General features: G+C 27.7%; 11 protein-coding genes. All 11 read left to right on the top strand.

The genetic code is table 4. The annotated features are described in order from the left end of the window. The first annotated feature begins 143 nt into the window (after window positions 1-143). The 11 genes from JN03_RS09525 (at window position 144) to JN03_RS02310 (ending at window position 13,805) form a co-directional block, all read left to right on the top strand. Entirely contained in the window at window positions 144-2,666 is a 2,523-nt protein-coding gene (locus tag JN03_RS09525; protein ID WP_134076650.1) for a DUF885 family protein, read from the top strand. A 242-nt stretch (window positions 2,667-2,908) separates the two neighbouring features. Then, window positions 2,909-4,825, top strand: a complete 1,917-nt coding sequence (locus JN03_RS02355) for a hypothetical protein (RefSeq protein WP_134076649.1) — start codon at window positions 2,909-2,911, stop codon at window positions 4,823-4,825. Window positions 4,826-4,917: 92 nt separating this feature from the next. Next, on the top strand, window positions 4,918-5,634 hold the full coding sequence (locus tag JN03_RS09520; protein WP_051599431.1) for a YgjP-like metallopeptidase domain-containing protein: 717 nt from the start codon (window positions 4,918-4,920) through the stop codon (window positions 5,632-5,634). 26 nt (window positions 5,635-5,660) lie between these two features. Beyond that, window positions 5,661-6,341 (top strand): hypothetical protein, encoded by a 681-nt coding sequence (locus JN03_RS09515; RefSeq protein WP_036443357.1) that lies wholly within the window; start codon window positions 5,661-5,663, stop codon window positions 6,339-6,341. Window positions 6,342-6,356: 15 nt separating this feature from the next. Continuing rightward, on the top strand, window positions 6,357-7,577 hold the full coding sequence (locus tag JN03_RS09510) for a replication-associated recombination protein A (RefSeq protein WP_208317688.1): 1,221 nt from the start codon (window positions 6,357-6,359) through the stop codon (window positions 7,575-7,577). A 1-nt stretch (window position 7,578) separates the two neighbouring features. Continuing rightward, complete coding sequence (gene pheS, locus JN03_RS09505; RefSeq protein ID WP_134076648.1) at window positions 7,579-8,520, top strand: phenylalanine--tRNA ligase subunit alpha; 942 nt, start codon at window positions 7,579-7,581, stop codon at window positions 8,518-8,520. A gap of 9 nt (window positions 8,521-8,529) precedes the next feature. Continuing rightward, window positions 8,530-10,704: a phenylalanine--tRNA ligase subunit beta gene (locus JN03_RS09500; RefSeq protein ID WP_134076647.1), complete on the top strand. Its 2,175-nt coding sequence runs from the start codon at window positions 8,530-8,532 to the stop codon at window positions 10,702-10,704. Between the two features lie 115 nt (window positions 10,705-10,819). Further along, window positions 10,820-11,815: a recombinase RecA gene (gene recA, locus JN03_RS02325; protein ID WP_241033050.1), complete on the top strand. Its 996-nt coding sequence runs from the start codon at window positions 10,820-10,822 to the stop codon at window positions 11,813-11,815. A gap of 28 nt (window positions 11,816-11,843) precedes the next feature. After that, window positions 11,844-12,644 (top strand): TIGR00282 family metallophosphoesterase, encoded by an 801-nt coding sequence (locus tag JN03_RS02320; protein ID WP_036458116.1) that lies wholly within the window; start codon window positions 11,844-11,846, stop codon window positions 12,642-12,644. 16 nt (window positions 12,645-12,660) lie between these two features. Further along, a complete protein-coding gene (locus JN03_RS09495) occupies window positions 12,661-13,083 on the top strand; it encodes a transcription antitermination factor NusB (protein ID WP_160168622.1) in 423 nt (140 codons plus the stop codon). Then, window positions 13,068-13,805 carry a TlyA family RNA methyltransferase gene (locus tag JN03_RS02310; RefSeq protein WP_134076646.1) on the top strand — a complete coding sequence of 246 codons (738 nt, stop codon included), beginning with the start codon at window positions 13,068-13,070 and terminating at the stop codon, window positions 13,803-13,805. The genes JN03_RS09495 and JN03_RS02310 overlap by 16 nt, the downstream gene beginning before the upstream one ends. The last annotated feature ends 1 nt before the right edge of the window (window position 13,806 follow it).

Raw genomic sequence — 13,806 nt, 5'->3', positions numbered from 1 at the left:
ATTTTTATTTTTTTAGCCTTTATAATTTTATGTAAGGGCAAATTTGTCCGAATATTAAATTTAGATTTCAGTATTTAAACAAACACAAAACCATCTATTTATATAAAAATCCATTCAGATGGTTAAAAGGAAAAACAAAATATATGAAACAGAAAAATAGAGTGTTACTTTCAACTCTTGGACTTGTGGGGGGGGGCATTTTAGGCATTTTACCTACTGCTCTTCTTTCTAAAAAATGTGGTGAAACAAAACCAGAAATAAAACAAGATACAAAAGAAGTTCAAAGTGCTAAAAAAATTAAGGAAATTTACGAAAATACTCAAAAAGCCTTAAAAGAAGCAAATATTTTCTTAGCAGCTCCAACAGAAGAAGAAGCTGATAAAGCAGTTAAAATTATTGACCAACAAATTGCAAATATCGAAAAAGAATTCCCAGAATATTTAGGAAAAGAATTAGGCAAAGATATTAACACTAACGTTTTAGCTTGAATTAAAGGTATTAAATACAACCTTGAACTTCAAAAATCATCATTTACTAGTGGAATTAGGTATCTACTTGCTAGATTTAATTGAGGTCCTGCATCTTCTTATCTATCATCAGGATATGCATGAAATGCACCAGTTCCTAAAACTGAAGAAATTGCTAAAAAATGATTGGATACTTTAAAAGAAGCAGTTAGATTAAAAATAGTTCCTTCAAAAGTATGAATCAAAAATGCAATTAACCAAATTGTAAGACAAGCACTATTTGGAAACCCTGGATCAGCTAAAAAAATTGAAGATTGATTAAAAGAAACTTCAAATAAAGAAATCAATCTAAATGACTTAATTGATGCTGGTGATTTTGGACCTAATACAAAAGCTTTCTATAAATATTATATAAATGACTACTATAAAGCTTCAACTTATGGTGTGGGTCAAAACATTGATGAATTCAAAATTCTAAAAGAAAATTCTTTAAATGAAAAAGAAAACTTTGTTGAATTTGAAGATAGTCAAAAGAAGAAAACCACTCTTTATGGTGTAGGATTAACCGAAACTGACTTAAAACAAGAAAAAGTTGGTATTGGTTTTATGGAAGTATCTGATGAAGCTAAAGCTAAAGGAATAACTGGTGCTTCTATTTATAACCACCTGCTAAAAATGTGTACAACCTCTGATTTAACTGACCAACAAGTATTTGAAAAAGGGTACAACACATCTAAAGCAGCTGCTGAAAATATGACAAAAATAGCTGACAAAGTTGCTACTTTATTAACCGGATCAGCTGATGCTGACTGAAAACCAAAAATTAAATTCGATGAAAATGCTACTGGTGACATCAAAGATGTTGAATTAAAAGTAAGAGAAGGTAAAAAAGTAAATTTACCTGATTTTATCAAATGACTAAATGATGAATCATTCTTTTTTGGACGTGAAGAAAAATCATACTACTCTGAAGCTAAAGTTAAAGAACTTCTTGATAGTACTGAATTAAAACCAGCCAGAGATGAACTAACAAAATTTGGTTATAACCACTTATTAGAACCTGCTAATAAAGACCAAAAATATCGTGGAATCACAAATGGTCAATTTTACTATGGTGCATTAGAAGGTTTTAAAGCTTACTATCAATTTAGAGAAGCTACTCAAAATTATGGTAGAACATTCTTTGATAAAGCAGTTCCTGATTATGGTGTGCAAACCTATGATTTTGGTGATCGTGATGCTGCTGGTGTAGGTGCCTATGAAACAGCAGTTAGAAACTTTATGTTCAATGCCGATCCTTATTATGGACTACAAAAATGATCAGTAACATCATTTGCAAACCACGAATCAATGATGGGACACCACAACCAATTAATGTATGCTGAACATCACTTAACCAAATTCAAAGACAAAGATGGTAATGAAATAGCATTAACTCCTGGTATCTTTGATTACACCTCATACATTGAAGGTTGAGCATTATTCATGGAATGATTTGGAATTGAAGCTAAATTCTATGGAACTCCTGATTATGTTTCAACAAATCTAGATTCGCTTCCAACTGATTTTGGATGAAATAAATCTTATGGTATAACTAGCTTCTTGAAAGATGTTAATATCAATTGAGATAAAGAAGAAGAAGTTAATAAGAGTGCAGAAGCTCAAAAAATGAAAACACTTCATGGTGGAGTTTACTATAATAAAGTAAATGAAGCTGGAAACAGTGTATTTACCACTGAAGGTGCAAAAATTAAAGCTGCTGCCGAATTATGTAATATGCTTCAATATTTTGGTGCATTAAATGAAGCTCAATTAAGAAATATGCGTCTATTATTTGATACTGCTTATCATGGTGCTACTGTAAAAGGTGCTGCTGATTTAACTGGTGGATGATCAATTGAAAAAGTACGTAAGTATATGTCAGATAACTCAGCATTAGGTGTTGGAGATAAAGAATCTGAAGCTAAAAGATATCTAAACTTTGTAGGCCAAGCTACTTCATATAACTCAGGAAAAGAAATTCTAAAAGATTTATATGAAGAAGTTAGAGCAACTACAAAATTATCACGTGAAGACTTTGTAAACAAAGATAACCACACAAATACAAAGAAATTCTTTGATATATTATTAAGAAACTCAGCGCTTCCAATGGACGCAGTTGTTGCAATTGTTAGAGCTGAATATGGAATCAAAAAATAATCCTTACATAAAGACTAGAATAAAAAATTAAGAATTAATTTTATCGACACAAAAAATACAGTATTGGGGGTACAATATTGTATTTTTCATTTAATTTTCATCTTTTAAATAATTTAAATTATTTGTTATACAATTTAGATAATTCTAATATCTAACTAATTTGAATCTCTTCTTTTTCAAGCGATAATAATTAATTCACATAATAGAATATATTTAAAAAGGCACCATTTAAAAGATAATTAATGAAAAAATATTTAAGCACAATCTTGTTGCTACCTGTTGTAGCAACTCCTTTGGTTGTTGCTGCAAAATGCGGAAATAAAAAAGTCCAGGTGAACCCTACTCCTACTCCAACTCCTACACCAACCCCAAACCCAACTCCCAATCCAAATCCAACACCTGATCCAAAAGATCCAGTTGATCCTAATCAAGAAGTTGAAAACCAGAAGATTTTAAACAATTATGCTAAAGAAATAAAAGATCAAATCCAATTAAAAAATTCACAAATTGAATTAAAAGATGCTTTAACTTCTGATGCATACTCTATTCCTTCGTTGAAAGAAGGACATAAATATGAAAATCTAAAAGTAGAAAAAACTAGTGAAACTACTGTAAAACTATCTTTTAATATAAAAGATACTAAAAACAATTTAACTTCAGAACTACAAGAAAAACAATTTACTAACTTTGGAACTCAAAACCAACCACAAGCTCCAACAGATATTATCAAAGGTAAAACTTTAGATGGAATTACAATTGATAAATTTGGTGATTTTCTAGATTTATTTGCTTTAAATAGTCAAATGCATACATCACCTAGTGCATATAAAATTAAAGCAATTCCAAGCGGTGAGGTATTAAATAAATTTCAATTTCAAAATTTAACTTTAACAAGTTATGATGATGAAAATTCCTTTGTTTCATTTGATGTTGAAATTAAAATCAAAGATGAAACTTCATTTAAAAAATATTCTCTAACTTGTACAGGATTTGCTAAGCATAAAGTCTTTATTTCAAATACAGTTGAAGCAATTGCCGACCAAGAAAAATTAATTGAAGAAAAAACTACTCTTAAAGAACAAAAAGATAAACCTTTTGATTACATCAAAAACGTTATTGTATTCACAAGTGATTATAACGAAAATATTGATATTCTGATTTATAAAAATAATCCACAATACAAATTTGCTAATTTCTCAATTAATGAAAATCAACAACTAAACGTAGATCTAAAATTCTTATCAAAATCATTTAATAAAGCAGTAAGTGCAGATGAACAAACAAAAGAAATTACATTAGTTTCTTCATTTAGACAACAAATCAAATTTGCAACATATAATGATAAAGATGTTTTAAACTATATTTTTAAAAAAATGAAACGTAAAATAGTTAATGTTTCAGAAAGTTACGCTTCTGCTGATTTAGCTTTATTTAATACAACAGATAAAGTAGTTCATAAATATTTTGAAATCGAAAAAAAATATGAAGATTACTTTACTTTCGATAAAGTAAAATTCGGAAGTCAATCAATAATAGCAGATGATATTGAAGGAACTATAGTACTTGGATTTCAATTAGAAATTGATAAAGATGGACAAAAAATAACTTCTGAACCAGCATATGAAAAAATTACTGGCTTTAAAAAAATAACAGTTGATACATTAGGTAAAAATGGATATAATTTTAAACTTCTAAATGTAAAAACTCCATCTGAACTAATTAAAAAAATGGATGAAATTAAAACCAAATATCAAAATAGTCCTACTCCCGATAAATTTGAAATATCTGCAGAAGATATGACAAATTATTTAATGCTTCAATATAATGAATTTGCAATAGTTAGAGTTCAAAAAGACGCTCAAGAAAAATTAACTCTTGTATTAGAAAATTCAATAAGTTCAAAATTTGAAATTACTTTAAAAGAAGGGCAACATTTGAAAGATAATATTGACCTTCAAAAAATGACATTTACTCAAAACGGTCAAGATGTGTTTATGTTTCAAACTATCATCGGAAAAATTCTAGGCGCGAATAATTTTGTTAAAAATGGCAATAGAGTAACATTTAATTTAAATTATGAACTTCAATTTGAAATTGTGGGTTCAAATACTCCTCTTTCACTACAAGGTTCTATTTCTTTATGATTTGATGTTGTTTAACAATTAATAATTAACCTTAAAAATTCTGTTTTAGCGTTCAAAGACAGAATTTTTATTTTTAGTGCCAACTTTTATTTAAAATATTGAATACTATGGTTTTAAAAGAGGTGATTGATAATTTTTTAGTTGAAGGTAAAATATGTCCAGTAAAGGTTATTATTACCGATAACAAAAAAACTTATTTTGAAAGCAAAGATGGAATGTATATACTAAAAGTAAATACATTTGATTTTCATAAAAAAGAAATTGAAAATTTTGTCTCACGTTCGATAACTTCTTTTAAATTTCAAAAATCTAAAACTAAACCCTCACTAGAAGTTAATTTAATTGAAAAATATTTTTATTTATTCGGCGAAAAAATCACCTATTTTGTTTCAAACAACAAATTAAATTTTTCTTTTGAAGATGAATTAATCACTTTCAACAATATCGAAGAAGAAGATGATATTAAAATTGAAAAAACACTTTGAAATTGAATGAGACAAAAATTAGAAGAAAAACTTAATTTTTTGATTTTAAAACATTTTTTTATAATTTGTCCTAAGAAGAAAATAGATGACTTAACAATAAAAATTATCAAAAAGAAAACTGCTTGAGGAACTAATTATGTGATTGAAAATCAAATAATTTTTTCTCAGTATTTAGCATTATTTGAACCTTATATTATTGAATATGTTGTAGTTCATGAACTTGTACATTTCAATTTTCCTAACCATTCCAAAGAATTTTGAGCTAGTGTTAAAAATATCTTACCAGACTATAAAAAGCGAAAATCTAATCTAAATAATCATATTTTTAAATATAATTAATGATAGAAATAAAGAGAGATAAATAAATGCTAGAAAAAGTTGAAAATGTATTAAAAAATCAAAATGTTCCAAATAAAAATTATGTTTTAGGAATTTCACTTGGTATAACTTTATTTATTCTTTTTATTGGGCTTTTCATCTTTTTTTACATTTTCTTAAAAAAGAAAATGCAAAAAAAACAACAAGAAAAATCACAAAATTCAGAAGCTTTATTTGGACTACTAAAAAAATATAGCAATGAATATGGATTTAAATTTTTATCAAAAACAAGTTTTACGTATGATAAAGATAAATTTATTTTTCTTAATGGACCAATATTACTATTTTCACAAGCTCTTGTTTTAACTCATCCAATCTATTTAACTTCAGATATTGAAGGAAATTGTATTGAAAGAGAATGATTTAAAAAATTAGATGATGGTAAAAAAAATAAAATTTTTCCTAATCCAATATTAAGTAATGATCTAATTATCAAACAACTTCAAAACATAGTTCCTAAAAAAACACCTATCATTATCTTATTTGTATTTTTAAATGAAGAATACAATATTGACATTTATAATGAACCAGGACATGCTATTTTTGCTAAACTAAGTGAACTAGATAAAGCATTTGGTCAAATCACAACCGAACTTACAGAAACACTATCGGCTAATGAAATTAATGCAATAATTGATAAATTTAATAAACTTGCTTCTAAAAAATAAAGCAAAAAGATAAATATGAATGATATAGATAATTTAGCCAATAAATTAAGACCCAATAACCTTGAAGATTTTGTGTGCAGTCCTGAACACAAAATCTTATTTGAAAACATAATTAAAAATAAAAACACTAGTTCATTTATCTTCTTCGGACCTCCCGGTGTAGGCAAAACCACAATTTCTTTTATTTTGGCAAAAGCAATGAAAAAAAGTTTTGATTATTTCAATGCCGCTAATGAAACTAAAGAAAATTTGATTACAAAATTAAAGAATAATGAAATTTTGATTATTGATGAAATTCATAGGTTAAATAAAGATAAACAAGATATTTTGCTTTACTATCTTGAAAATTCTTTAATTATCGTTTATGCAACTACAACTGAAAATCCTTATTTTAAAGTGAATCCAGCTCTAAGAAGTCGTAGTTTTTTAATAGAATTAAAAAAACCTATGCAAGGTCAAATAAAACCTTTATTAAAAAAATACGCTGATTCACTAAAAATCAAAAACAAAATAGATGATGAAATTTATGATTATCTAGAACTTCAATCAGGTTTTGATTGAAGAGTGGCACTAAATAATTTTGGTTTGATTTTGACTTTTTCTAAAACCAAAAAAATTGATTTAGAAACTATAAAAAAAATTATTCCAGCACTACAATTTGCTTCTGATAAAGATGGTGAAAACCATTATAACTACTTATCTGCTTTTCACAAATCACTTCGAGGAAGTGATCCAGATGCAAGTTTATATTATGGTTTTTTACTTGCTAAAGCAAATGATTTTGATGGGCTTTTTCGTAGAATGCTATGTGCTAGTTATGAAGATGTAGGGCTTGCTAATCCTCATCTTGCAACTGATGTTCTTGCTGCAATTCAAGCTTTTGAACGCTTAGGCATGCCAGAAGGATATTTGCCGATTGGATATGCAATTTTAGCAATAGCATTAAGTCCAAAATCAAACTCAGTTTATAAAGCGTCTTCTTCTGCTATGCAAGATATAGATAGCGGTAAAATCTATGATGTGCCAAATTATTTGAAAGATGGGCACTATAAATCTGCCGGAAAATTAAATCGTGGGATTGGATATAAATATCCACATGATTACCCTAATCACTACATTTCTCAAACTTATTTGCCACGAGAGTTAAAGGAAAAGAAGTATTATAATTTTAATGATAAAGTAGAAGGCTATGAAGCTAAAATAAAAGAATATTGAAAGAAAGTAATGGGAGAATAAAATGAAATTTGACTTAGAAAAAATAAATAACTTAGAAGATTTAAAACAAGCAAAAAATGCTTTTGCCACTAGTTCTGAAATGCAAGAACTTATGCAAGAATTAAAAAAAGCTGCACCTGATCAAAAAGCTGCACTTGGTCGTAAGATTCAAGAACTAAAACTACAAGCAGAAGAATTTTTTGAAAAAGCTAAAGCTAAAATAAACTCACTAGAAGCTCAAAAAATTATGGCTTCTGAATTTTATGATTATGCTACTCCCCATAATTTCTATGGTTCAATTCATCCAGTAGAAAAAATAGCTTCTATGTTTCGTAAATGACTTTTAAATAATGGATATTATGAAACTGTAGCTTCTTCTATTGAAGAAGAAGAATATAATTTCAAACGCCTTAACATTCCTGAAAATCACCCAGCTCGTGATATGCAAGATTCTTTATATATAAATTCTTCTACTTTACTTCGTACACATAACACTGGTATAAGTGCACGTGAGTTAGAAAAACATAAAAATAAAGCCTTTTCAAACTTTGCAATTGGTAAAGTTTATCGTAATGATGAAGAAGATTCAACACACTCACATCAATTTAGCCAAATTGATATTGTAAGTGTGGGAAACCATAGTTTCGGTACACTTATTTATACTTTAAAAGAAATGTTATCTTATGTTCTAGAAGAAAAAGTAGAAATTCGCTTGCGTCCTTCTTATTTTCCCTTTACTGAACCTAGTGTGGAAGTTGACATATTTTATAAAAATAAATGAATTGAAGTACTTGGGGCAGGAATGTTGCACCGCAATGTTTTAAAAGCAGCTGGATATACTAATAAAATGACTGCAATTGCTGCTGGCATTGGTATTGAAAGAATAGCAATGATTAAATATGGTATTGATGACATTCGTGAGTTTTATACTAATGACAAAAGATTTCTAAAACAATTTAAATAAGGAGAAGTAATGATTTTTTCATATAAAAGATTAATTAGCGAAGCAGGACTTAAAAATGTTTCTGTCGAAGAAATATGCAAAGCAATAAACTCAATTGGTTTTGAAGTTGAAGGTTATGAAAAATTTAATACCTCAGACAAAATTAAGTTTGGCTACGTTTTAGAAACAAAGAAAAATGAAAATGCTGATCGCCTTACAGTTTGTAAAATCGATTTTGGCTCAGGTGATATTAGAATCATCCAAACTACTGCAACAAATGTAGTGGCTGGCAAGTATTTAATGGCTTTTGTTGATGGATCTATTGCAAGCGGTACTGTCATAAAATCACGAGACATGCAAGGATATCCTTCACAAGGAATGTTGGTTGGACTTGGTGAGGTAGGTTTTGATGAAGAACTTATTCCTGATGAATATAAAGATCAAATATTTACTTTCGATGGGCCTATAGATTTATCACTTGATCCTATGGAATATTTTGAACTGAATGACTATTTAATTGATGTCACTATTTTATCTAACCGAGCTGATGCTCAATGTTATTTAATAATGTCGCGTGAACTAGCTGCTTATTTTGGTAGTAAACCAAAAGCTTTTTCAGCTTCACCTGCAACTTTTTTTTCAAATCTAAAAGTTTCAAAAAACTTAGTTGGAGTAAATCATTTATCTTATGTAGAAGTAATGAAAAATGATTTAAATGTTTCTATTCATGACAAAATGCTTTTATGAAAACATAAAATTAAAACGTTTAATGCTGCTATTGATTTATCTAACTTAGTGCTTTTATATGCGTCGGTCCCTTGCCATACATACAACTTGTTTTCTTCAAATGAATTTTCAACTGCACTTTCTTCAGAAGAACTAGAAATTATAGGTGGTAAAAAAGTTAAATTAGAAAATAATTTAGTTGTAAAAAATGGAAGCAATACTATTGCACTTGCTCAAGTTATAGGAACTTCTGAGTTTGAATATAACAATACTAAACCAGGTGTAATATTTGAACTTGCTTCATTTGACTTAAAACAAATTCGGCAATCAGTTAAACAAACCAAACTTGAAACTAATGTAGCATTGCGTGGTTTCAAAGAAATTAGTGGCGGTCAAATTCTGCTAGCTTATGATTATTTGTTTTCACGTGTAAAAGAACATTCTCAAATTATAAACAAGCCAAAAGTTCAAAGTCAAGCAATATTTTTAGATGAAAAACTAATTAATCATTTAGCAGGATTTTCGCTAACCAAGCAACCAAAATATCAAGAAGTAATTAAAAAACTTGAAATTCTAGGTTTTAAATATAACAAAAAATTAAATGAGATGTCATTTCCAACTTATCGCTACGATTTATTTAATTTGCAAGATTTAATAGAAGAAATTTTTAGATTCTATGGTTATGACAACTTTCAAGCAAAAGAGCCTACTATTTCAAGAATTGAATTAAACTCTAATTCAAAATATGAAGTGTTACTTAACTCATTTGCTTCTAAAAATTATATGAATGCACGCACTTTTACTTTAATAAGTGAAAAAGAAAATATTTTCAATCCTTTTGGATTTGAAAATACTATTAATGTTCTTAATTCAAAAACTACAGAACATATCACCATTAGAAATTCGATGATAATATCACTTTATAAAGCTGCAATTTATAATAAAAAACAAGGTATTGATAAAACTTCATTTTTTGAATTAGGTTCTATTAACACTGAAACTAATGTATTAGGACTTTGTTCTAATGAAAAATCATTTGATGAAATAGCAAATGATGTATTAAGTTTAACTAATAAAAATCTACTATTCAAAAAATCTGATTTAGAAATATTTAATAATAACGTTTCTTCTTTAATTTATTGTGGCGAAACATTAGTGGGATATATTGCTAAACTAAATCCATTTTATTTAAAATCTGATTTGATATTTGCAGAAATTTTAATTGATAAGCTAGACAATAACAAGCTTTCTTATAAACCTTATAATAAACAACCTCTAAAATCAAGAGATATTACTTTCACCCTGCAAAAAAATGAAAGTATTGATTCTAAATTAGAAGAATTAAAAAAGATTAAAGGTATATTCGAAATCAAAATAATTGATGTTTATAAAAAAGATGATAACACACAAAATATCACTGTTTCTGTTTTAATTGAAGACTGAGCTACAAAGAAATTTGATCAAATATTTAACAAATAACTTTCTCAAAAGTTTCTCAAATCTTTCTCAAATTTTACAAAATTCAATTTTTATCGCATATATTTAGAATGTGAAAGGAAAAAAATAGATGAGTAAATCTAAAAATAATGATTGAATGGATTCTTTAGAAAACAATAAAGAATTACAGGAAGCATTAAAAGAAATTGAGAAGAAATTTGGGAAAGAATCAATAATGATTCTAGGTAGCAAGCCCGATATAATTCCTGAAGTCATTGATAGTGGTTCGATTGCAATTAATAAAGCATTAGGAATTAATGGCTGACCAAAAGGACGTGTTGTAGAAATTTACGGTCCTGAAAGTAGTGGTAAAACTACAATTGCACTGCACGCAATTGCTGAAGTTCAAAAAAAAGGCGGAATTGCTGCATTTATAGATGCAGAGCATTCTATAGATCCGCTATACGCTAAAAACCTAGGAATTGATATAAATAAATTGATCCTCTCACAACCGGATTCAGGCGAACAAGCACTTGAAATTGTTGATTGTTTGTCGAAAACAGGATCAATTGATTTGATTGTAGTTGATTCAGTAGCAGCACTAGTTCCTGAAGCAGAATTAAATGGTGAAATGCGTGATCAAGTAATTGGAGTACAAGCTAGACTAATGTCTAAGGCATTGCGTAAAATTACTGCATCACTTTCGAAAAATAAGACCACAGTTATTTTCATCAACCAAATTCGTGAAAAAATTGGTGTAATGTTTGGCAACCCTGAAACTACTCCTGGTGGTAAAGCTTTAAAATTCTATTCAACTATTAGAGTAGAAGTTAGAAAACAACAAACATTAGGTCAAGGTGAAAATATTATTGGAAATCAAGTTAAATGTAAAGTTGTTAAGAATAAATTAGCAGCACCTTATAAAACTGCCCAAATTGAAATTGTATTTTCAAAAGGAATTTCAAAACTTGCTGAAATTATAAAATTTGCTGAAGATTTTGAAATTCTAGAGAAAAAAGCCTCTTGATATAGTTTTGAAGGTGAAAATATTGCCCAAGGTGCTGCTAATTTACAAGCACTATTATTACAAAACACTGAACTAAAAAATAAAATAGAAAATCTTGTTTTAGAAAAATTGAATATTCAAAATTAAAAACATATATTTTAATATAATTAAAATTATGGAAAATATAAACGTTTTATTTCTTGGTGATATTTTTGGTAAACCTGGAATTGATATGGTTGCTAAACATATTGCAGAAATAAAGAAAAAATATCATATTGATTTTGTTATTGCACAAGCTGAGAATGTTTCTGGACGCAAAGGCTTTGTTCCTAAAGATTATTTAAAATTAAAATCTATTGGAGTGAATGCATTTACCCTTGGTAACCATGTTTGAGCAAAAGATGAAATCAAAGAAATAATTGATAATAATGATTTAATTAGACCTGCTAATATTGAAAAAAAATATCCTGGTAAGGGAATTAGAATTTTTGAAGTAAAAGGTAAAAAAATAGCCATAATGAGTTTTATGGGTATTACTTTCAATCCTCTACTTGCTCCTTGAGAAGAAGAAGTAGCTAATAATTTCTTTGATGAATTTGACACACTATACAAAGAAAATAAAGCAGATTATTGAATAATTGACTTTCATGCTGAAACTACAGCTGAAAAATCTGTCTTTTCTTTATATACTGATGGAAAAATTGATGCTTTTTTTGGCACACATACTCATGTACAAACTAATGATGCAAGAACACTTCCTAATGGGACTTATTATGTAACTGATGCTGGTATGTGTGGACCTAGGGACTGCGCTATTGGTTCTAATTTTCAAGAAGTTTATGAGAAAATGCGTTTTGGAGCATTTTTGCCCTTTCAAGTTTCAAAAAATAAATGTCAATTAAATGGAATTGTATTTAGATTAACGAAAAATCCAAAAGAAAAATTTATTGAACTAATCAATATTTGAGCAAAATAATTAAAGGATGTGTTCTATGAAAAATGAAGATAAAAAAATGGTATTTTTGCAGAAAATTTTTGACAAACGTGTAAAAATTATAAATTTCATTTATAAATATGAACTTCTTGGTGAAAAACTAAATGCAAATGAACTATTTGAAGAAGAAGAACTTTTGAAGAATGAAATAGTAATACTTTCACAAATTGAAGGCAAATATGAGCTATTCAAAAAACTCATAGTTTCTATTACTAAAGATGAATGAGAATGAGAAAGATTACAACCACTTGTGCGTGCTATTTTAATATATGGAATATATGAAATGTTTATCACTGAACACAAAGTTGTAATCAACGAAATGATTAATATTGCAAAAATATATATTCCAGGTTCAGAATACAAACTTATTAATAAAGTCCTTGATATTGTTTCAAAATTAGATATATGACCAAAAAAATAATTGATATACTAAAAACACGTTATCCTGAAATTGATGAGAAAGTTTTTCAATCGCTTATTATGCAGGGTAAAGTGTTTGCTAATGGTAATAAAGTCTTACTGAAAACCGAAACTTATAAAGAAGAAGTAAAAATAAAAATCACTGAAAATATATTTGAGAAAAAATATGTTTCTCGTGGAGCTTATAAACTTCTTGAAGCTATTGAATTGTTTAATATTGAAATAGAAGATAAAGTTTGTTTAGACATTGGGAGTTCGACTGGTGGATTTGTTCAAGTGCTACTAGAAAACAATGCTAAAAAAATTTATGCTGTTGATGTTGGTACTAATCAATTGGATTATTCTTTAAGAATAATAGACAAAATAAAAGTCTATGAAAAAACTAATTTAAAGGACTTAAACAAATCATATTTTCAAGAAGAGATTGATTTCATAAGTTGTGATGTTTCTTTTATTAGTTTAAAATATGTTTTTAAAGTGGCATCACCTTTACTAAGTTCAGGTAAAAAAATTATGGTTTTAATAAAACCACAATTTGAAGCACCATCAAAATTAGTTGAACCTGGTGGATATGTAAATGAAATTCACCATGAAGAAATTATTAATAAAATAAAATTAATTGCAAGTGAAAATGAATTTAAATTCTTAAATATTGCAAAATCTCCAATCAAAGGATTTAAATCAAAAAATATTGAATATATAACACTTTTTGAAAGGGAGTAAG

The sequence above is a fragment of the Metamycoplasma hyosynoviae genome (assembly GCF_004365165.1).
GTDB lineage: Bacteria > Bacillota_I > Bacilli_A > Mycoplasmatales > Metamycoplasmataceae > Metamycoplasma > Metamycoplasma hyosynoviae.
Note: the sequence above shows the minus strand (reverse complement) of the source record. Positions and strands in the feature narration are given on the sequence as shown.